The sequence below is a fragment of the Microbacterium sp. MEC084 genome (assembly GCF_004514465.2).
GTDB lineage: Bacteria > Actinomycetota > Actinomycetes > Actinomycetales > Microbacteriaceae > Microbacterium.
In genome coordinates this window covers 187,111-206,552 of record NZ_MYFP02000004.1, presented here as the reverse complement: position 1 = coordinate 206,552, position 19,442 = coordinate 187,111, and the positions used below count along the sequence as shown (strand labels likewise).

The 19,442-nt window shown below is 73.4% G+C and carries 17 protein-coding genes; 10 read left to right on the top strand and 7 right to left on the bottom strand.

Annotated elements, in window-relative coordinates; translation table 11 throughout:
• Positions 1 to 2: 2 nt before the first annotated feature.
• The 5 genes from B5M43_RS06585 to B5M43_RS06565 all read right to left on the bottom strand — a co-directional run bounded on the left by B5M43_RS06585 (position 3) and on the right by B5M43_RS06565 (position 6,774).
• Positions 3 to 1,610 (bottom strand): carboxyl transferase domain-containing protein, encoded by a 1,608-nt coding sequence (locus tag B5M43_RS06585; protein ID WP_134745413.1) that lies wholly within the window; start codon positions 1,608 to 1,610, stop codon positions 3 to 5.
• A gap of 36 nt (positions 1,611 to 1,646) precedes the next feature.
• Positions 1,647 to 2,966 (bottom strand): dihydrolipoamide acetyltransferase family protein, encoded by a 1,320-nt coding sequence (locus B5M43_RS06580; protein ID WP_134745414.1) that lies wholly within the window; start codon positions 2,964 to 2,966, stop codon positions 1,647 to 1,649.
• A complete protein-coding gene (locus B5M43_RS06575; protein ID WP_134745415.1) occupies positions 2,963 to 3,976 on the bottom strand; it encodes an alpha-ketoacid dehydrogenase subunit beta in 1,014 nt (337 codons plus the stop codon). Before B5M43_RS06575 ends, B5M43_RS06580 begins: the two co-directional genes overlap by 4 nt.
• Entirely contained in the window at positions 3,973 to 5,091 is a 1,119-nt protein-coding gene (locus tag B5M43_RS06570) for a thiamine pyrophosphate-dependent enzyme (protein ID WP_134745416.1), read from the bottom strand. Before B5M43_RS06570 ends, B5M43_RS06575 begins: the two co-directional genes overlap by 4 nt.
• A gap of 231 nt (positions 5,092 to 5,322) precedes the next feature.
• On the bottom strand, positions 5,323 to 6,774 hold the full coding sequence (locus B5M43_RS06565; protein ID WP_055990370.1) for an NAD(P)H-quinone dehydrogenase: 1,452 nt from the start codon (positions 6,772 to 6,774) through the stop codon (positions 5,323 to 5,325).
• 104 nt (positions 6,775 to 6,878) lie between these two features.
• On the opposite strand from B5M43_RS06565, the gene B5M43_RS06560 reads away from it, so the two are divergent.
• The 3 genes from B5M43_RS06560 (at position 6,879) to B5M43_RS06550 (ending at position 9,895) form a co-directional block, all read left to right on the top strand.
• On the top strand, positions 6,879 to 7,703 hold the full coding sequence (locus B5M43_RS06560; RefSeq protein WP_055990373.1) for a purine-nucleoside phosphorylase: 825 nt from the start codon (positions 6,879 to 6,881) through the stop codon (positions 7,701 to 7,703).
• Between the two features lie 8 nt (positions 7,704 to 7,711).
• Positions 7,712 to 9,382: a phospho-sugar mutase gene (locus B5M43_RS06555; protein WP_055990376.1), complete on the top strand. Its 1,671-nt coding sequence runs from the start codon at positions 7,712 to 7,714 to the stop codon at positions 9,380 to 9,382.
• 108 nt (positions 9,383 to 9,490) lie between these two features.
• A complete protein-coding gene (locus tag B5M43_RS06550) occupies positions 9,491 to 9,895 on the top strand; it encodes an aldehyde dehydrogenase (protein ID WP_268777925.1) in 405 nt (134 codons plus the stop codon).
• Positions 9,896 to 9,913: 18 nt separating this feature from the next.
• Here the strand turns inward: B5M43_RS06550 and B5M43_RS06545 are convergent, their stop codons facing one another.
• Positions 9,914 to 10,162 (bottom strand): hypothetical protein, encoded by a 249-nt coding sequence (locus B5M43_RS06545; RefSeq protein WP_055990379.1) that lies wholly within the window; start codon positions 10,160 to 10,162, stop codon positions 9,914 to 9,916.
• A 238-nt stretch (positions 10,163 to 10,400) separates the two neighbouring features.
• On the opposite strand from B5M43_RS06545, the gene B5M43_RS06540 reads away from it, so the two are divergent.
• Both B5M43_RS06540 and B5M43_RS06535 read left to right on the top strand, forming a co-directional pair.
• On the top strand, positions 10,401 to 11,330 hold the full coding sequence (locus B5M43_RS06540; protein WP_134745417.1) for a type IV toxin-antitoxin system AbiEi family antitoxin domain-containing protein: 930 nt from the start codon (positions 10,401 to 10,403) through the stop codon (positions 11,328 to 11,330).
• A gap of 101 nt (positions 11,331 to 11,431) precedes the next feature.
• Positions 11,432 to 11,686: an HPr family phosphocarrier protein gene (locus B5M43_RS06535; protein ID WP_134745418.1), complete on the top strand. Its 255-nt coding sequence runs from the start codon at positions 11,432 to 11,434 to the stop codon at positions 11,684 to 11,686.
• On the opposite strand, the gene B5M43_RS06530 is transcribed toward B5M43_RS06535, so the two are convergent.
• A complete protein-coding gene (locus tag B5M43_RS06530) occupies positions 11,683 to 13,587 on the bottom strand; it encodes a PRD domain-containing protein (protein WP_230667738.1) in 1,905 nt (634 codons plus the stop codon). The genes B5M43_RS06535 and B5M43_RS06530 overlap by 4 nt on opposite strands.
• 159 nt (positions 13,588 to 13,746) lie before the next feature.
• Here B5M43_RS06530 and B5M43_RS06525 point away from each other — a divergent pair, with 159 nt between their 5' ends.
• The 5 genes from B5M43_RS06525 (at position 13,747) to B5M43_RS06505 (ending at position 19,412) form a co-directional block, all read left to right on the top strand.
• Entirely contained in the window at positions 13,747 to 14,103 is a 357-nt protein-coding gene (locus tag B5M43_RS06525; RefSeq protein WP_055990388.1) for a PTS sugar transporter subunit IIB, read from the top strand.
• Between the two features lie 13 nt (positions 14,104 to 14,116).
• Positions 14,117 to 14,386 (top strand): HPr family phosphocarrier protein, encoded by a 270-nt coding sequence (locus B5M43_RS06520; RefSeq protein WP_134745420.1) that lies wholly within the window; start codon positions 14,117 to 14,119, stop codon positions 14,384 to 14,386.
• Between the two features lie 68 nt (positions 14,387 to 14,454).
• Positions 14,455 to 16,065: a phosphoenolpyruvate--protein phosphotransferase gene (gene ptsP / locus B5M43_RS06515; protein WP_374198157.1), complete on the top strand. Its 1,611-nt coding sequence runs from the start codon at positions 14,455 to 14,457 to the stop codon at positions 16,063 to 16,065.
• 49 nt (positions 16,066 to 16,114) lie between these two features.
• The gene (locus tag B5M43_RS06510) at positions 16,115 to 18,253 is read left to right on the top strand and encodes a PTS sugar transporter subunit IIA (protein WP_167626758.1); all 2,139 of its coding nucleotides are present in this window, start codon (positions 16,115 to 16,117) and stop codon (positions 18,251 to 18,253) included.
• Positions 18,254 to 18,257: 4 nt separating this feature from the next.
• Entirely contained in the window at positions 18,258 to 19,412 is a 1,155-nt protein-coding gene (locus tag B5M43_RS06505) for a mannitol-1-phosphate 5-dehydrogenase (protein ID WP_134745422.1), read from the top strand.
• Positions 19,413 to 19,442 lie beyond the last annotated feature (30 nt).

Sequence of the window (19,442 nt, the reverse complement as noted above, 5' to 3'; positions counted from 1 at the left end):
GGTCACATCCGGAACACGCCATAGCGGATGTCGGGCAGCGGCGCCTGTCCGACGACGTCGAGCGCGAGCCCGAGCACGCGGCGGGTGTCGGCGGGGTCGATGACGCCGTCGTCCCACAGCCGCGCCGTGGAGTAGTACGGCGATCCCTGCTCCTCATACCGGCCGCGGATGGGATCCTCGAACGCCTGCTGCTCGGCCTCGCTCCACTGCCCGCCGTCGGCCTCGATCTGCTCCCGCTTGACGGTGGACAGGACCCGCGCGGCCTGCGCGCCTCCCATCACCGACACGCGCGCGTTGGGCCACAGCCACAGGAAGCGCGGATCGTACGCGCGCCCGCACATCGAGTACGTGCCCGCCCCGAAGGATCCTCCGACCACGACCGTGAGCTTGGGGACCCGGGCGCACGAGACGGCCGTGACCATCTTGGCGCCGTGCTTCGCGATCCCCCCGCGCTCGTACTCGGCGCCGACCATGAAGCCCGCGATGTTCTGCAGGAACACGAGCGGCACGCCTCGCTGGTCGCACAGCTCGATGAAGTGCGCGCCCTTCTGCGCGCTCTCGGAGAACAGCACGCCGTTGTTGGCGACGATGCCCACCGGGTGGCCGTGGATGCGCGCGAACCCGGTGACGAGCGTGGTGCCGAAGCCGGCCTTGAACTCGTGGAACGCGCTGCCGTCGACCAGCCGGGCGATGATCTCGTGCACGTCGTACGGGGTCTGCAGGTCGACGGGGATCGCCGCGGCCAGCGTGCCGGGATCCACGAGCGGCTCCTCCGCGGGCAGCACGTCCCAGGGCGGCGCCGGGCTGGGCGGGAGCGTGGCGACGATGTCGCGCACGATGCCGAGGGCGTGCTCGTCCGACTCCGCCAGGTGGTCGGCGACGCCGGACACGGTCGCGTGCAGCTCGCCGCCGCCGAGCTCCTCGGCCGTCACGACCTCGCCGGTCGCGGCCTTCACGAGCGGCGGGCCGCCGAGGAAGATCGTGCCCTGCTCCGCGACGATGACGGTCTCGTCGCTCATGGCCGGGACGTACGCTCCGCCGGCCGTGGAGGATCCCATCACGCACGCGATCTGCGGGATCCCGTCGGCGCTCATGGTCGCCTGGTTGTAGAAGATGCGGCCGAAGTGCTCGCGATCGGGGAACACCTCGTCCTGCATCGGAAGGAACGCGCCGCCGGAGTCGACGAGGCTGATGCACGGCAGCCGGTTCTCGCGGGCGACCTGCTGCGCGCGCAGATGCTTCTTGACCGTGAGCGGATAGTAGGTGCCGCCCTTCACGGTCGCGTCGTTCGCGATGATCATGCAGCGGCGGTCCGACACGAGCCCGACGCCGGTGATGATGCCGGCGGCGGGCGCCTCGTCGCCGTACAGCCCGTTCGCCGCGAGCGGCGAGAGCTCGAGGAACGGGCTGCCGGGATCCAGCAGCAGGTCGACGCGCTCGCGCGGCAGCAGCTTGCCCCGTGCCGCGTGCCGCTCTCGCGCGCGGGCGGGTCCGCCGAGCGCGGTCGCGCGCAGCCGCTCGCGCAGCTCCTCGACGAGCCCGCGCATGGCCTCGGCACGGGCGGTCGCCTCCGCGCCGCCGGGGTCGACCTGCGTCGTCAGCCGCTCCATCGCCGCCCTCCCGTCGCCATCCGCGTTCGTCCCCCGTCAGCCCCGCGCGAGCGCGAGGGCCGGCCGCTCGAGCATCCGGCCCACGTCGCGCAGGAACACGCTCGCCTCGCGCCCGTCGATCACGCGGTGGTCGAACGACACCGTGAGGGTCATGACCTCGCGGAGCGCGATCCCGCCGTCGTGCTCCCACGGCAGCCGGCGGACGGCGCCGAGCGCCACGATCGCGGACTGTCCGGGCGTGAGGATCGGGATGCCGCCGTCGACGCCGAAGACGCCCACGTTCGAGACGGTCAGGGTCGACGAGGTGAGCGCCGCGACGCCGATCGATCCGTCGCGCGCCTCGCTCGCGCGCGCGGCGATCGCCTCGGCGAGCTCGGTCGCGTCGAGGCGGTCCGCGTCGTCCACGCTCGCCACGACCAGCCCCCGCTCGGTCGCGACCGCGATGCCGAGGTTGATCCGGCCGTGGTACTCGATCTCCTCCTCGTCGGCGTGGAACGTCGCGTTGACGCCGGGCGTTCGCTTCGCCGCCAGGAGGATCGCCCGGCACGCCAGCGAGAGGAGCGTCGGCGACGGCGCGCCGTCATCCGCCGGATCGCGGGCGAGCCGCAGGGTCTCGGTCACGTCCGCCTGGAGGAAGCACGCGGCGTGCGGCACCGCGAGCGCGGCGGTCATGGCCTTCGCCGTCTGCTTGCGCAGGCCGCTCACCCGCTCCCGCCGGGAGGCGGGTGCCGCCGGACCGGCTGCCGAGCGCTCGAGGTCCTCGCGGGTGATCAGGCCGCCCTCTCCCGTCGGGACGACCGCCGCGAGATCGATGCCGCGCTCCTTCGCGAGCCGCCGCACCGGCGGGAAGGCGCGCACACGGCGCCGCTCCTGACGCACGAACGGCGTCTGCTCGAACGTGCGCGCGGCGCGCTTCGGCCGTCGCCCGTCGGCGACCTGCACGGATCCCACGAGCATGGCCACGCGCTCCGCGGCCGGCTCGCCCTGCTCCTTCGGCGACGGGGACGACTCCGCCGGCCCGGGCTCGGCGGGCTCGGGCGATGCGGGCTCGGGCACGGCGGGCTCGGGCTCGGCGGCGGGCGCCGGTGCGCCGCCGGGCGCGAACGGGCCGCCCGCCCCCTCGACGTCGTATTCGACGAGCGGGGCGCCCACCTCCACGGTGTCGCCCTCGGCCGCATGGAGCCGGCGGATCACGCCCGCGTACGGGCTCGGCAGGTCCACGACCGCCTTGGCGGTCTCGACCTCGGCGATGACCTGGTTGAGGGCGACCTCGTCCCCCTCGGCGACCTTCCAGCTCACGATCTCGCTCTCCGTGAGCCCCTCGCCGAGGTCGGGCAGCCGGAACACGACGCTCATGGTGCGCTCCCTTCGAGCAGCTCGTGCGACGAACGCCGCCCGAGCGTCCGGTCGACCGCGTCGAGGATGCGGTCGAGGCCCGGCAGGTAGTGCGACTCGATCGCGGAGGGCGGGTACGGGGTGTCGTATCCCGTGACCCGCTCGGGCGGCGCCTCCAGCGCCGCGAAGGCGCGCTCGACCACGCTCGTGATGAGCTCGCTCGCGACGGACGCCTCGGCGGGCGCCTCGTGCGCCACCACGAGCCGCCCCGTGCGCTCGACGCTCGCGACGACCGCGTCGACGTCCAGCGGCGAGATCGAGCGCAGGTCGACCACCTCGATCTCGATCCCCTCGTCGAGCGCCGCGGTGGCGGCCTCGAGCGCCGTCTGCACGAGCGGGCCGTACACCGCCAGCGTGACGTCGCGCCCGCGGGTCAGCAGGCGCGCCGATTCCAGGTCGCGCGCGATCGCGACATCCACCTCGCCCTTGGTCCAGTACCGGGCCTTGGGCTCGAGGAACAGCACGGGGTCGTCGCTCGCGATCGCGGCCCGCAGCGTGGAGTACGCCTCCTGCGGATCGGCCGCCGTCACGACGCGCAGTCCGGGGGTGTGCGCGAAGTACGCCTCGGGAGACTCGCCGTGGTGCTCCACGGATCCGATGCCGCCGCCGTACGGGAGCCGGATGGTGAGCGGCATCCGCACCCGCCCGCGCGTGCGGAAGCGGATCCGCGCGACCTGCGCGATGAGCTGGTCGAGCGCCGGCAGCACGAAGCCGTCGAACTGGATCTCGACGACGGGCCGCGCACCGCGGTACGCCATCCCGACGGCCGCGCCGATGATGCCGGACTCCGCGAGCGGCGAGTCGATCACGCGATCCGCCCCGAATCGGGCCTGCAGGCCGTCGGTGACCCGGAAGACCCCGCCGAGTCGGCCGATGTCCTCGCCGATCAGCACCACGGCCGGGTCGGCGTCGAGCGCGTCGCTCAGCGCCCGGCCGACCGCGCGGCCGAGCGTGAGCGTCTCGGCGGTCATCGCAGCCCCTCCACGCTCGCCGTGAAGGCCCGGTGCTGCGCACGCTGACGCTCGAGGCGGCGGGTGGGCTCCACGTAGACGTGGTCGAACATCGACTCCGGGGCCGGCGCCGCGATCCGGTCGGCCGCGGCCCTCACCTGCGCCGCGATCGCGTCGCAGCGGATCGCCGCCTCCTCGCGGATGCGGTCGACCGGCGCGCCGATCCGCGCCAGGTGCCGCTCGAGGCGGTCGATCGGATCCTTGGCGTGCCACGCGGCGACCTCGGCGTCGTCCCGGTATCGGCCCGGATCGTCGGTCGTCGTGTGGGGTCCCATCCGGTAGGTCACGGCCTCGACGAACGTCGGGCCACCGCCGGTGCGCGCGCGCTCGGCGGCGATGCGCACGGCCGCGAGGACGGCGAGCACGTCGTTGCCGTCCACACGCAGCGCGGGGATGCCGAACCCGGTCGCCCGCAGCGCGAGCGGCGTCCGCGACTGCACGCCGACCGGCTCGGAGATCGCGTACTGGTTGTTCTGGCACAGGAACACGACCGGAGCGCGGAACGAGGCCGCGAACACCATCGCCTCGTTCACGTCCCCCTCGCTCGTGGCGCCGTCACCGAAGCAGGCCAGCGCGATGTCGTCGCCGCCGTCGCGGCGCGCGGCCATGGCGTAGCCGGTCGCGTGGAGCGTCTGGGCGCCGATGATGATCTGCGACGGCGCGAGGCGCTGGGCGAACGGATCCCAGCCCGACAGGGCAGCGCCCTTCCAGACCGCGAGCACGTCCGCGAGATCGGCTCCGCGCAGGACGGCCAGAGCGTGCTCGCGATACGAGGGGAAGACGAAGTCCTCGTCGCGCAGCGCGCGGAGCGCCCCGACCTGCGCCGCCTCCTGGCCGCGCAGCGGTGGCCACAGCACCAGCGCGCCCTGACGGGTCAGCGCGAAGGCCTCCTCGTCGACGCGGCGCACGACCGACATGTCGACGTACAGGTCGGTGAGGACCGACTCGTCGACGTCGCCGATGCTCTCGTCGAGGAGCGGGGACGCCCTCCGGGAGCCCTCGGGATCCAGCACGCCGAGCGGCGCGTCGAGTCCCTCGATGAGCTCGCTGCGGGGCACGGGCAGGGAGATCGACATCCGCGGAACCTCCTCGTTCGCGCGGCACCTTGTGGGCGCCATTGCCGTCCTGGTCCGGACACGGCACACGCTACGCCCGCGCCGCAGACCGAGCAATGGGATCAGTCAGAACGACGCAGATTGCTCACCAGATCGAGAGCATCCGGACGGATCGCACAGCACAACACCGCCTGGCGGCGTGATCTCGGGGCTTCCCGCACGCTGCCCGACGATCGGCGGGCGCGAATCCGATCAGGCCGAGGTGAAGCCGCTCGTGTCGACGTGGTGCATGGCGCGGGCGGCGTCCGTGATGGATCCCGTCAGCGACGGGTAGGCCGCGAACGCGCGCGCGAGCTGGTCGACCGTGAGGCGGCGCTCGACCGCGATCGACAGTGGGAAGATCAGCTCCGACGCCTTCGGCGCGACGATCACGCCGCCGATCACGGTGCCCGACCCGGTGCGCGCGAACAGCTTCACGAAGCCGTCCTTGACGCCCATCATCTTGGCGCGCGGGTTGGCGGCGAGCGGCAGCATGCACACCTCGCCGTCCGCGGTGCCGTCGTCGATCTGCCGCTCGGTCCAGCCGACCGTCGCGATCTCGGGGTTGGTGAAGATGTTGGAGGCGATCTTGCGCTCCTCGAGCGGGATCGCGGTGTCCCCCATCGCGTGGAAGACCGCCGTGCGGCCCTGCATCGACGCGACCGAGGCCAGCGGCATGAGGGTCGTGCAGTCGCCCGCGGCGTAGATGTTCGGCACGGACGTGCGGCTCACCTTGTTGACGCGGATGTGGCCCGACTCGGTCATCTGCACGCCGGCCTCCTCGAGGCCGATGCCCGCGGTGTTGGGGATCGCGCCGACCGCCATGAGGCAGTGCGATCCCTCGACCGTGCGGCCGTCCGACAGCGTCACCACGACGCCGTCGCCCGTGTTCTCGACCTTCTCGGCGCGCGACTTCGCGAGCAGCTTCATGCCGCCGCGCTTGAACACCTTCTCCAGCACCTTGGCGGCATCCGCGTCCTCGCCAGGGAGCACCTGGTCTCGGCTGGAGACCAGCGTCACCTTGGCGCCGAGGTTCATGTACGCCGAGGCGAACTCCGCACCGGTCACGCCCGAGCCGACCACCACGAGGTGCTCGGGCAGGGTGGTCAGGTTGTACAGCTGCTTCCACGTGAAGATGCGGTCGCCGTCGGGCCGCGCGGCGGGCAGCTCGCGCGGCGTCGCGCCGGTCGAGACGACGATCGTGTCGGCCTCGATGCGGTCGAAGTCGGTGCCGTCGGGACCGGTCGAGACGACGACGGCGTCCTCGCCCTCCAGGCGACCGTGGCCCGCGATGATCCGGACGCCGGCCTCCAGCAGGCGGCTGCGCATGTCCTCGGACTGCTGGCCCGCGAGCGCGAGCAGGCGCTTGTTGATCGCGAGCAGGTTGATGGCGATCTCGGGCTTGAGCGGCTTGCCTGTGTCGCCCTTCGCGTAGAACTGGACGCCGAGGTCGCCGGCCTCGGCGATCGCGAGCGCCGCGTCGGCCGTCGCGATCAGGGTCTTCGACGGCACGACGTCGCTGATGACGGCCGATCCGCCGATGCCCGCACGCTCGACGACGGTGACGTCGGCTCCGAGCTGGGCGCTGGCGAGGGCGGCCTCGTAGCCGCCCGGCCCTCCGCCGAGGATCGCGATGCGCTGCCTGCGTTCGAAGTCGAAGACCATGCCCCCATTGTTCCCCACGGGCGTCATCCGGGCGAACGACGTGCGGACGACGCGGGAGACCGCGCGCGAGCCGGAAAGCGGGAACCCCGAACTATCGTGGTGCCATGACGAACGCCCATCCGCTGGAGGCCGCGGCCTCCCCCTTCGAGGTCGCCCGGACCGCGGCCTCCGACATCGCGCGCCTGACCGGCGTGGAGCGCCACGACATCGCCGTCACGCTGGGCAGCGGATGGGGCCGGGCCGCCGAGCTGATCGGCGAGACCGTGGCCGAGATCCCCGCGACCGAGGTCACGGGCTTCTCCAAGCCTGCCCTCGAGGGCCACGTCGGCACCATCCGCTCGCTGCGCACGGCCGGCGGCCGCCACGTGCTCGTGATCGGCGCTCGCACCCACTACTACGAGGGCCACGGCGTGCGCCGGGTCGTGCACAGCGTCCGCACCGCGGCCGCGACCGGTGCGACGACGATGGTCCTCACGAACGGCGCGGGCGGCATCCGGGAAACGTGGCGGGCGGGTCAGCCGGTGCTGATCAGCGACCACATCAACCTCACGGCGGACTCGCCGCTCGAGGGCGCGACGTTCATCGACCTCACCGACCTCTACTCGGCGCGGCTGCGCGAGATCGCCCGCTCGGTGGACCCGTCGCTCGACGAGGGCGTGTACTGCCAGTTCCGCGGGCCGCACTACGAGACGCCGGCCGAGGTGCGCATGGCGCGGGCCATCGGCGGCGACATCGTCGGCATGTCGACGGCGCTCGAGGCGATCGCCGCGCGCGAGGCGGGCATGGAGGTGCTGGGCTTCTCGCTCATCACCAACCTCGCCGCCGGCATCTCGCCCGACCCGCTGAGCCACGAGGAGGTCATCGACGCGGGCCGCCAGGCCGAGCCGGTGATCTCCGGGCTCCTCGCGAAGGTCATCGAGCGCCTGTGAGCGCCGCGATGGACGGAGTGCTCGCGCAGGCGCGCGCCTGGCTCGCGCAGGACCCCGACGCCCAGACGCGCGACGAGCTGGACGGCCTGATCGAACGCGCGGAGGCCGGCGACGCCGACGCCGCGGACGAGCTCGCGGACCGCTTCGACGGCCGCCTGCAGTTCGGCACGGCGGGACTGCGCGGCGCGCTCGGCGCCGGCAGCAACCGGATGAACCGCGTGCTCGTGGCGCAGGCCGCGGCCGGATTCGCCGAGTTCCTCCGCGAGCGCGACACCGAGGGCGCCCCCACCGTGGTCATCGGCTACGACGGCCGGCGCAACTCCGACGTGTTCGCGCGCGACTCCGCCGAGATCTTCGCGGGCGCGGGGCTGCGGGCCATCCTGCTTCCGCGTCGCCTGCCCACGCCGGTCCTGGCGTTCGCGGTGCGCCACCTCGGTGCAGACGCGGGCGTCATGGTGACCGCGAGCCACAACCCGCCGAACGACAACGGCTACAAGGTGTACCTCGGCGGGCGCGACGAGGGCGCGCAGATCGTGGCGCCGTCCGACGCGTCGATCGCGGCCTGCATCCGCCGGGTCGCCGACGGCACGCCCGTCACGGAGCTGCCGCGCTCGACCGACTACGAGATCGCGGACGACGCCGTCGTCGAGGCGTACGTCGCCGCGACGGCCGCGGTCGGTCCCGCCCCCGAGGGCGCGGCCGGCACCCGCTGGGTGTACACGGCCATGCACGGGGTGGGCTGGGAGACGTTCGCGCGCGTGCTCGAGGCAGCCGGCTACCCGGCCCCGACGGTCGTGGCCGAGCAGATCGAGCCCGACGGCGCGTTCCCGACCGTGGCGTTCCCGAACCCCGAGGAGCCGGGAGCCATGGACCTGGCCTTCGCGACCGCGCGCGCGGCCGACGCGGAGTTCGTGATCGCCCACGACCCGGATGCCGACCGCCTGGCCGTGGCCATCCCCGTCCCGGCCGGCGAGGGCGAGGGCGGATGGCGCCGCCTCACCGGCAACGAGGTGGGGCTCCTCCTGGGGCGCCGCGCCGCGCGGGCGCACGCGGGCGAGCCCGGCGCATCCCTGGCGTGCTCGCTCGTCTCCTCGCCCGGGCTGGGCGCCCTGGCGGAGAAGCACGGGCTCGGCTTCCACGAGACGCTCACGGGGTTCAAGTGGATCTCGCGTGCGCCGGGCCTGGTCTTCGGCTACGAGGAGGCCCTGGGCTACCTCGTCAACCCCGGCACGGTGCGCGACAAGGACGGCATCTCGGCGTCCGTCGCGTTCCTCCAGCTCGCCGCGGAGGCGCGCGGGCAGGGGCGGACGATCGCCGATGCGCTCGACGACCTGACGGCCGAGATCGGCTTCTACGCGAGCGGGCAGGTGTCGGTGCGCGTCGACGACGTCTCGGTGATCGCGTCCATCATGGCCACGCTGCGCGCCGAGCCGCCGGCCGCGTTCGGCGAGCGCTCCGTGACCGAGGCGACGGACCTGCTGCAGGACCCCGCACGGCTGGGCGGGGACGTGCTGCGCTACGGCCTGGACGACGGCTCGCGCGTGATCGTGCGGCCGAGCGGCACCGAGCCGAAGCTCAAGGTCTACCTCGACGTGCGCGGCGAATCGGCGGCGGACTCGGCCGCGCGCCTCGCGGCCCTCGAGGCGTCCGTGCGCGAGCTTCTCGACCGCGTGTCCTGAGTCGCCGCCGGCGGCGGGGCGGCCCCCTTGGCGGCCCCGCCGCCGCGACGTACCATGCCCGCAGGAGGACCGGTCCGCGGGGCCGGCGCAGACCGAAGGGATCTGGACATGGGCATGATGATGGACATGATGCAGGCCATGCCGGAGGCGTCGACCTCGGGCATGGACATGGCGATGATGCAGGAGTGCATGGAGGCGTGTTCGGCCGTGAGCATGACCGCGACCATGTGCGCGGACGCGGACATGGGCGAGGACATGGCCACGTGCTCGGCGATGTGCGCCAACATGGCCGACGTCGCCACGGCGACCATGCGCATGATGATGCGCCCGATGGGCTACGACTCGGCCGTCATGCACGCCATGATGACCGCCTGCATGACGATGGGCGAGGCCTGCGCGGCGGAGTGCCGCATGCACGCCGAGATGCACGAGCACTGCCGCATCTGCGCCATGGCGTGCGAGGCGATGGTCGAGACCTGCCGCAAGGCGATGGCCTCGATGTCGATGGCCTGATCTCGTCAGGCCGCGCGCTCAGCGGCGGCGGGCGCGGATCAGCTCGCCGCCGACGGCCAGCACCTCGGCGACCGGGTGGAAGGCCACCGGCTCCCCCGCGCCGAGGCGCACGCGCGCGTCCAGGAGGATCCGCTCCCCCGCGAGCGTGACGAGCGCGACGCCGTCCGCATCCGCGCACATCGCGAGCGCGTCGATCCACGCGCTCGGCCATGCCGAGACCACGGCGCGCTGCATCGGCAGCACTTCCCGGATCACGTTGTCGCTCATGCCCCCACGGTAGGTTCGACGCCGCGCCGGTGTCACGCGACCCGTCACACGCCGTCACAGACTGGGGCGCCCCGCCAACCCGCGGTGCTTCGCCGAGCCCGCGGTTGATCGACCGCGGGCTCGCCGGATGAGCGCGGGTTCGGCGACATGTCGTCCACAGCCCCGCGAAAGGGCGGGTTGTGCGGGTCGGTGCGGCGCGGCCGAACGGCTCCGTGCGCGGAGGAGCAGGCTCGCGCGCATGAACGAGCCTCTCACCGTCTACACCCGCGCCGACCTCGAGGAACTCGGGATGACCGATCGCGCGATACGGAAGGCCGTGGCCGAGGGACGCGCGCATCGCATCCGACCCGGTGCGTTCGTGAAGGCCTCGGAGTGGCGAGCCGCGCACAGCGAGCAGCGGCAGCGGGCCGGCGCGCAGGCGGCACTCCAGGCCGCGCGGGGCCGTCCCGTCTTCGCGGGCGTCACGGCGGCCGCCGTCCAGGGGCTGCCGCTCTTCCGCGAGCGCGATGACCGCGTTCACGTGCTCGCCGGCGCGAGCCGGGCGGCTGCCGCGAACGCCTTCGTGGTGCGCCACGAGGCGCCGCTCGACGATCAGGATGTCGTCGACGTCGACGGCATGCTCGTCACCTCGCTCGACCGCACGGTGTTCGACCTGATCCGCGTGATGCGCCCGGAAGCGGGGGTCGCCCTCACCGACGCCGCGCTGCGGCTGGTCCCCGTCGAGCATGAGTTCCGCGATCGCCTGCGCGAACGCATCGCTCGCGCGCCGGGGGCACGGGGCATCCGACGGGCGCGGATCGTCGCGGATTTCGCGGATTCACGCGCCGACTCACCCGGAGAGAGCGCGAGCCGATGGTTCCTCCACGTGCTGGGCTTCCGCGTCATCCGGCTCCAGGTGCACTTCCTCGGCCCGGACGGCAGCGACCTGTGGGTCGACTTCGGATTCAAGAAGGGGCACGGCGAATTCGACGGCGCGAGCAAGTACACGGATCCGCACTTCCTTCGCGGGCGGACGCCCGAGCAGGCGCTGATCGACGAGAAGCGGCGCGAGGACTGGCTGCGCGGGATCACGCAGGAGCCCTTCGCCCGCTGGATGGATCGCGACATGCCGAACGCGCGCGCCCTCGGCGCCCGGCTCGCCTCGTTCGGCATCCATCCCGACGAGTGATCGCCGAACCCGCGCTGCTTCACCGAGCCCGCGGTTGATCGACCGCGGGCTCGCCGGATGAGCGCGGGTTCGGCGACGACGGGCGCGGGTAGGTTGAGGACATGGTGCAGCGGAGCGTGACGATCGGCCTGGCGCACGGGCTGCACGCGCGCCCGGCGGCCGAGCTGGCGCGGCTCGCGCAGGCCGTGGACGGCGGGCTGCGGATCCGCGTCCGGGATCGCGCGGTCGACGCAGCGAGCGTCCTGGCGGTGATGGACCTCGCACTGGGCGCGGGCGACTGGGTGGTGCTCGAGGCCGACGGATCCGGCGCCGAGGCGACGCTGGACGAGGCCGAGGCGCTGCTCTCGCCGCGCTAGCCGTCGATCACGGCGGCGAGCTCGTCGAGGAACGACGACAGATCCACACCTCGGCGTACGATGCGCTGCGCGCTGTCCGGCTCGCCGAACACCTCCACGAACTGCTCGAAGACCGTCTGGAACGCCTCTCGGTCGCCCTCGCTGAATGCGACCAGCGCGACGACGTGCACGCGCGCGTCGCCCCATGGCACGGGCTGCTCGCTGACCCCGATCGCGATGGCGGTGCGCGAAGCGGTCATCTTCAGCGCGTGCGGCACGGCGAGCGTCTCGGCGAACGCGGTGGACGACAGCCGCTCCCGCTCGATCGTGCTCTCGACGTAGTCCTCGCCGATCACGCCCTGCGCCACGAGCAGCGCGCCGAGATCCCGGATCATGCCCTCCTCGCCGCGCGAGGCGTCCAGGCCGCGGAGGAAGGCGCCCGGCGCGAAGTACCGCGCGAGCTCGGCCCGCAGCCGCCCCAGCCGGCGGGCGCGGCGGACCCGGCTCGCCGCCGCCGCGACGCGCTCCACGTCGGCGTCGGTGAGGAAGGGCTGGATGCGCACGATCCGGTCCGCCGGGGCGCGCCCCTCCGCGAGCGGCGGCTCGATCGTCGTGAGCACGAGGTCGGTGTCGATCGCATCCCAGTCGGGGTCGACGCGCGTCTCCACCCCCGTGACCTCGATCGAGCGGCCGAGCGAGCGGTCCACGCTCGAGCGCAGCAGCTCGTGCAGCTCGTAGTACCCGGGGCACACGATCGTGGCGGTGAGCGTCGTCTCGGCCCGGCGGCTGCGCTCCAGGCGGCCGCCGACGTGCATGGCGATGTACGCGATCTCGTCGTCCCGGATCGGCACGCCGAGAGCGTCCGACAGCTCGCTCGCGATCGACACGGCGACGTCGAAGATCATCGGGTACGCCGACTTGAGCGTGCGGGTCAGCGGGTTGCGCGACCACGCCTGCTCGCGTGCACGGTGCACGAGGTTCTGCACGTGGAGCGAGAGGCGCTCCACGAAGTCGTCGTGCGCGATGTCGACCAGGTAGCGGTCGGCCGCGTGCTCGACCGCCCGGCGCACGACCGCCGCGATCGCCGGGTCCGGCGCCACGGCCGGCTCGTCCCGCGAGCCCGGCACCACGATCCGGGTGAGCACCAGCGCCGCCAGGTGCAGCCGATCGCCCTCGCCGAGGTCGACGCCGAAGTGCTCGCGCGCGAGCGCGCCGATCGCGTCTGCGATGCGGACCCGCACCTCCTCCGGCTCCCCGTGGACGGCCTCGAGCGCACGGCCCTGCGCGACGCGATCGGCCGCGATCGCGACGTGCAGCACCACGTCGGCGGCCGAGAACTCGTTGACGAAGAAGCCCTGCTCCCCCAGCCGCGCCACGAGGTCGGACTTGAACGCGCCGAGCGCCTCCGACGGGATCGCCATGGTGTCGGCCGCGCGGCGCAGCGCGTCGAGGTCGAACGCGCCGGCCTCCATCTCGTCGTGCGCCAGTCTGCTCACGAAGCGGCGCTGCGCGAGCTCGGTGCCCGCGAGCCGCACGCGCGGGCCCGAGCGCTCGAGCGACAGGCCGCTCGCCTCGCCGCCGCCGAGCATCGCCCGGACGCGCCCCAGGTCGGCCTCGAGCGTCGCGGCGCTCACGTGCATCCGCTCGGCCGTCTCGTAGACGTCGATGCCGTCGCCCGCGTCGAGCAGGGCGCGCACCAGGGCGTGCAGGCGCTCGCGCGGCGTCCCGGCGTCCGGCTCCGAAGCCGCGCGCAGCGCGGCGGCCGCCGAGGCCGTGGCGCGGTACCCCGCGGGCCCCGACTCGATCGCATCCCCGCCCGGGACGCGCGCGTTCAGGGCCGTCACATACGTGCGCACGCTGCGCGGCGTGACGCCCAGCTGGTCCGCGAGCGTCGCCGCGGTCACCCAGTCGCCGCGGCGCATCAGGATGCCGAGCACCCGATCCTGCCGCCGTCTCGTCACACGGCAAGTCAATCAGACGACGTCGGGGCGGAGCCTTTCTTCCGCCCGGGCGGAAAGAACCCTCCTTGCCGCCCCCTCGGCGCCGGGCCAGGATCGATCGGAAGGGAAAGTGACAGATCGATGAGGATCCTCGTGGTGTGCGGTGCCGGTGCCTCCAGCACCTTCGTCGCCCTCCGGCTGCGCAAGGCCGCGGCCGATGCCGGGCTGCCCGTCACCGCCCTGGCGGGCGCAGAGCCCTCCCTCGCGATCGACCTGGACTCGGCCGACGTCGTGCTCGTCGGCCCGCACCTCGAGCGCTCCCTCGACGACATCCGCGCGCTGGCCGCGCCCCGGGGCGTGGCGGTCGCGCTGCTCCCCGACGACATCTTCTCCGACCTCGACGGCAGCCGCGCGCTCGCGCTGGCGCGTGCCGTCGCCGAACAGGACCCCGCGGCGCGGGGTCCCCGACACGACTCCGCATCCGCGGAGACCGCCTGACGAAGGGATCACCATGGCCACTCGCACCGTTCGCATCGGATCGTCGCACGGGCTTCACGCTCGCCCCGCGAAGCTGTTCGCGCAGGCGGCGAAGGACGCCGGGATCCCGGTCACGATCGCCAAGGGCGACGGCAAGCCGGTCAACGCCGCCAGCATCCTGGGCGTGATCGCGCTCGGCGTCGAGCAGGGCGACGAGGTCACCCTGACGGCCGAGGGCGAGGGCGACGAGGGCGTCCTGGACAGCCTGGCCGAGCTGCTCACCACCGACTACGACGCGCAGTGAGCGTCATGGCCGAGACGATCACCGGCGTCGGCATCGGGCTCGGCGTCGCGCAGGGCCCCGTGGCCCGCATGGCCGAGCGCGCCCCCGCGCCGAAGGACGCCGCGAGCGACCGCACTCCCGAGGAGGAGACCGCCCGCGTTCGCGAGGCCGTCGCCGCCGTCGCGGCCGAGCTGTCACGCCGCGCCGAGACGACGGAGGGCATCGCCCGCGACGTGCTCGAGGCGCAGGCGATGATGGCCGAGGACCCCACACTGGAGGAGGCCGTCGACGCCCGCATCGCGGCCGGCAAGACCGCGGAGTGGGCCGTGCACGACGCGTTCGCGGAGTTCCGCGCCACGCTCGAGGCGGTCGGCGGTTACCTCGGCGAGCGCGCGGCCGACCTCGACGACGTCGCGGCCCGCGCGATCGCCCACCTGCGCGGCGAGCCGGCCCCCGGCGTCCCCGCGCCCGGGCACCCGTTCGTGCTGGTGGCGCAGGACCTCGCCCCCGCCGACACCGCGCTGCTGGACCTCGACCCCGCTTCGCCGAACCGCGTGCTCGCGCTCGTGACGACCGAGGGCGGCCCCACCTCGCACACCGCGATCCTCGCGCGTGAGAAGGGCATCGTCGCGGTCGTGGGCGCCGCCGGCGCCGCGTCGCTCGCGGACGGCGACACCGTGATCGTCGACGCCGCCGCCGGCGCCGTCGTCACGTCGCCGACCGCGGAGCAGCTGGCCGACGCGCAGCGCCGGGTCGACGAGCGCGCCGCGGTGGAGGCCGCTCCGTGCACGCCCGGCGCGCTGGCCGACGGCACCGCGGTGCCGCTGCTCGCCAACCTCGGATCGCCCAAGGGCGCGGCCGAGGCGCTCGAGCTCGGCGCGGAGGGCGTGGGCCTGTTCCGCACGGAGTTCCTGTTCCTGAGCTCGAAGGAGGCGCCGAGCGTCGAGGCGCAGCGCGCCGAGTACGCCGCGCTGCTGACCGCGTTCGCGGGCAGGAAGGTCGTCGTGCGCGTTCTGGACGCCGGCGCGGACAAGCCGCTGCCGTTCCTCAACGACGCCGAGGAGGAGAACCCGGCCCTGGGCCTGCGCGGCATCCGCGCCCTGCGCGCGAACGAGCAGATCCTGCGCGATCAGCTCACCGCGCTCGCGCAGGCCGACGCCGAGACCGACGCCGACCTGTGGGTCATGGCCCCCATGGTGGGCACGGTCGAGGAGGCCGTGTACTTCACCGGGCTCGCGCGCGAGCTGGGGCTGAAGACCGCGGGTGTGATGGTCGAGGTGCCGTCGATCGCGCTCATGGCCGACCGCGCGCTCGCCCACACCGACTTCGCGTCGATCGGCACGAACGACCTGACGCAGTACACGATGGCGGCGGATCGCCTGCTCGGCTCGGTCGCGACGCTGCAGGATCCGTGGCACCCCGCGGTGCTGCGGCTCATCGCGCAGGTCGGCGAGGCCGGCGCGAAGCACGGCAAGCCGGTCGGCATCTGCGGCGAGGCCGCGGCCGATCCGCTGCTGGCGGTCGTGCTCGTGGGCCTCGGCGCCACGACGCTGTCGATGGCGCCGGCCGCCCTGGCCGACGTCCGCTACTCGCTCGGCAGGTACACGCTCGACGACGCGCGGCGCATCGCCGCGGCGGCGCTCGACGCCGACGACGCGGCCGGCGCACGCGCCGCGGCCCGTGCCGCGGCCGGCGCCTGACGTCGCCCCACCCGCATCACCCGAAACCCCCGAAGAAAGACGAGTCACCATGACCGACACAGCAGCCACGGCGGCGTCGCCGGGCGCACTCCGTGTGGGCGTGCAGAAGTTCGGCACGTTCCTCTCCGGCATGATCATGCCGAACATCGCCGCGTTCATCGCCTGGGGTCTCATCACGGCCCTGTTCATCCCGAGCGGATGGATGGGCAGCGAGGGACCCGTCGAGGCCTGGCGCTGGGCCGACTCCGCCATCCTCGGCGGCGGCACGGCGTCCGACGGCACCGAGTACCTCGGTCTCGTCGGCCCGATCATCACCTACCTGCTGCCGCTGCTGATCGCCTTCACGGGCGGCAACGTCGTGTACGGCCACCGCGGCGGCGTGGTCGGCGCCGTGGCGGCGATGGGCGTCATCATCGGGGCCCAGGGGACGATCATGTTCCTCGGCGCGATGATCGCGGGACCGCTCACGGCCGAGATCCTGAAGCAGATCGAGAAGCTGTGGGACGGCAAGATCCGGGCCGGCTTCGAGATGCTGGTCAACAACTTCTCTGCCGGCTTCGTCGGCTTCTTCGCCGCACTCGCCTCGTTCTTCTGGCTTGCGCCGGTCATGAAGTGGCTCACGGAGATCCTCGGAAACGCGGTCGGATGGCTCGTCGACACCGGGCTCATCCCCCTCGCGAGCATCATCGTCGAGCCCGCCAAGGTGCTGTTCCTCAACAACGCGATCAACCACGGTGTGTTCACTCCGATCGGCACCGAGCAGTCGCAGGAGTTCGGCCGCAGCCTGCTCTTCATGGTCGAGGCCAACCCCGGACCCGGTGCGGGCCTGCTGCTCGCGATCACGGTGTTCGGCGTGGGCGCCGCGCGCGCCACCGCGCCCGGCGCGTGGATCATCCAGTTCCTGGGCGGCATCCACGAGGTGTACTTCCCCTACGTGCTCGCCAAGCCGGTCCTGATCCTGGGCCTCATCGCGGGCGGCGCCACGGGCGTGCTGACGAACGTGCTGTTCGGCTCGGGTCTCGTCGCCCCGGCGTCCCCCGGCTCGATCTTCGCGATCCTGATCCAGACCGCGCCGGGCAGCCACCTCGGCGTCATCCTGGCCGTGGTGCTCTCGGCCGCCGTCACGTTCCTCGTGACCGCGGCGTTCCTGCTGGCCAGCCGCCGTCGCGACCTCGCGGCGGAGGCCGCGGGCGGCGACAAGTTCGCCGCGGCCGTGGCGCAGACGCAGGCCAACAAGGGCAAGTCGTCGGCCGCGCTCAGCGGGCTGGCGGGCGCCTCGACCGGTGCACTCAGCGCGCCGGCCCACGCGGTTCAGCGCGTCGTGTTCGCGTGCGACGCCGGCATGGGCTCGTCCGCCATGGGCGCCAGCGTGCTGCGCAGCAAGTTCAAGGCGGCCGGCCTGGACGACGTCACCGTCACCAACAAGGCGATCGCGGCGCTCGACGGCAACGCCGATCTCGTCGTCACGCAGGCGCAGCTGACCGACCGCGCGAAGCAGCGGGAGCCCGGCGCCGTGCACGTCTCGGTCGACAACTTCATGAACTCGCCGCGCTACGACGAGATCGTGGAGCTGCTGCTGACGCAGCGCGCCACCGCCGAGGTCAAGGCCGAGCACCCGGTGGCCGTGACCGTCCCGGCCGCGCCCGACGGGGTCGCCGGCACCGCGCCCGCCCCCGCCACGCGCGCCGAGGCCCGTGCGGCCGCGGCGGCCGCCGAGGAGGAGCCGCTCCCCGAGGACCCCGCCCGCCCCGACGAGGGCGTGCTGAGCCTCGGCAACGTGCGCATCCACGAGGGCTCCGTCTCGCGTGAGGAGGCGATCCGCGAGGCCGCCGACCTGCTGCAGCAGACGGGCGCCGTCACGAGCGCGTACCACGACGCGATGCTCGCCCGCGAGCAGACCGTGTCGACCTACATGGGCAACGAGCTCGCGATCCCGCACGGCACCAACGACGCGAAGGACGCGGTCCTGGCCTCGGCCCTGACGGTCATCCGCTACGACGGCGGCGTGGACTGGGACGGCGACGAGGTGCGCTTCGTGGTCGGCATCGCCGGCAAGGGCGACGAGCACCTGGGCCTCCTGCAGAACGTCGCGATGCTGTTCTCGGACGACGAGCAGGTCGCCCGGCTCAAGGCGGCGAAGACCCCCGAGGAGCTCTACGAGCTCTTCAAGACGGTGAACGAGGACTGATCGCATGGCGAAGGCCGTTCACTTCGGCGCGGGCAACATCGGACGCGGATTCGTGGGGCTCCTGCTCCACGAGGGCGGGTACGAGGTGGTGTTCTCGGACGTGGCGACCGCGCTGGTCGATGCGATCAACGCCGCCGACGAGTACACCGTGCACGAGGTCGGCGAGGGCGGCCGGGATCGCGTGGTCACCGGGTTCCGCGCGATCGACAGCGCCGCGGACCCCGACGGCGTGGCGGCGGAGGTGGCGACGGCGGACGTCGTCACCACCGCCGTCGGGCCGACCGTGCTGCGCTTCATCGCGCCGCACATCGTCGCTGGCCTCGCGCTGCGCGAGCCCGACGCCGCTCCCCTGCAGGTCATGGCGTGCGAGAACGCGATCGGCGCGACCGACACGCTGCGCGCGCACATGCAGGAGGCCGCGGGCGAGGCATGGGACGCGCTCGCCGGCCGCGCCGTGTTCGCGAACACGGCCGTCGACCGGATCGTCCCGGGCCAGCCCGAGGGACAGGGCATCGACGTGACCGTCGAGCCGTTCTACGAGTGGGCGATCGAGCGTCACCCGTTCGGCGACGCTCCCCCGTCCATCCCGGGCGCGCACTTCGTCGACGACCTGGCGCCCTACATCGAGCGCAAGCTGTTCACGGTCAACACGGGCCACGCGACCGCCGCCTACCTGGGAGCGCGCGCGGGGCTCGAGAAGATCTCGGACGCGCTCGCGGACGAGACCGTGGCGGCGGGCGTGGCCCGGGCGCTCGAGGAGACCTCGGGGATCCTGGTCGCCAAGCACGGCTTCGACCCCGCGGAGCTCGCCGAGTACCGCGCCACGATCCTCGACCGCTTCCGCAACCCGGCCCTGCCCGACACGGTGCGGCGTGTCGGCCGCCAGCCGCTGCGCAAGCTGTCGCGCCACGAGCGGTTCGTGGGCCCGGCGGCGGAGGCGGTCGAGCGGGGGCTCCCGGTGGACGGCCTGCTGGCCGCCATGGGCGCCGCCCTCGTCTTCGACGACCCCGAGGACGAGCAGTCGGTCGAGCTCCGCCGCCTCCTGACCGAGCTCGATCCGAACGCATTCACCGCGCACGTGACGGAGCTCGAGCCCGAGCACCCGCTGTTCGCACGGCTCGCGGCCGTGGTCGCGGAGGCGCAGTCGGCGCAGCGCTGATCAGGGGCGCAGGACCCCGCGGGACCTCGG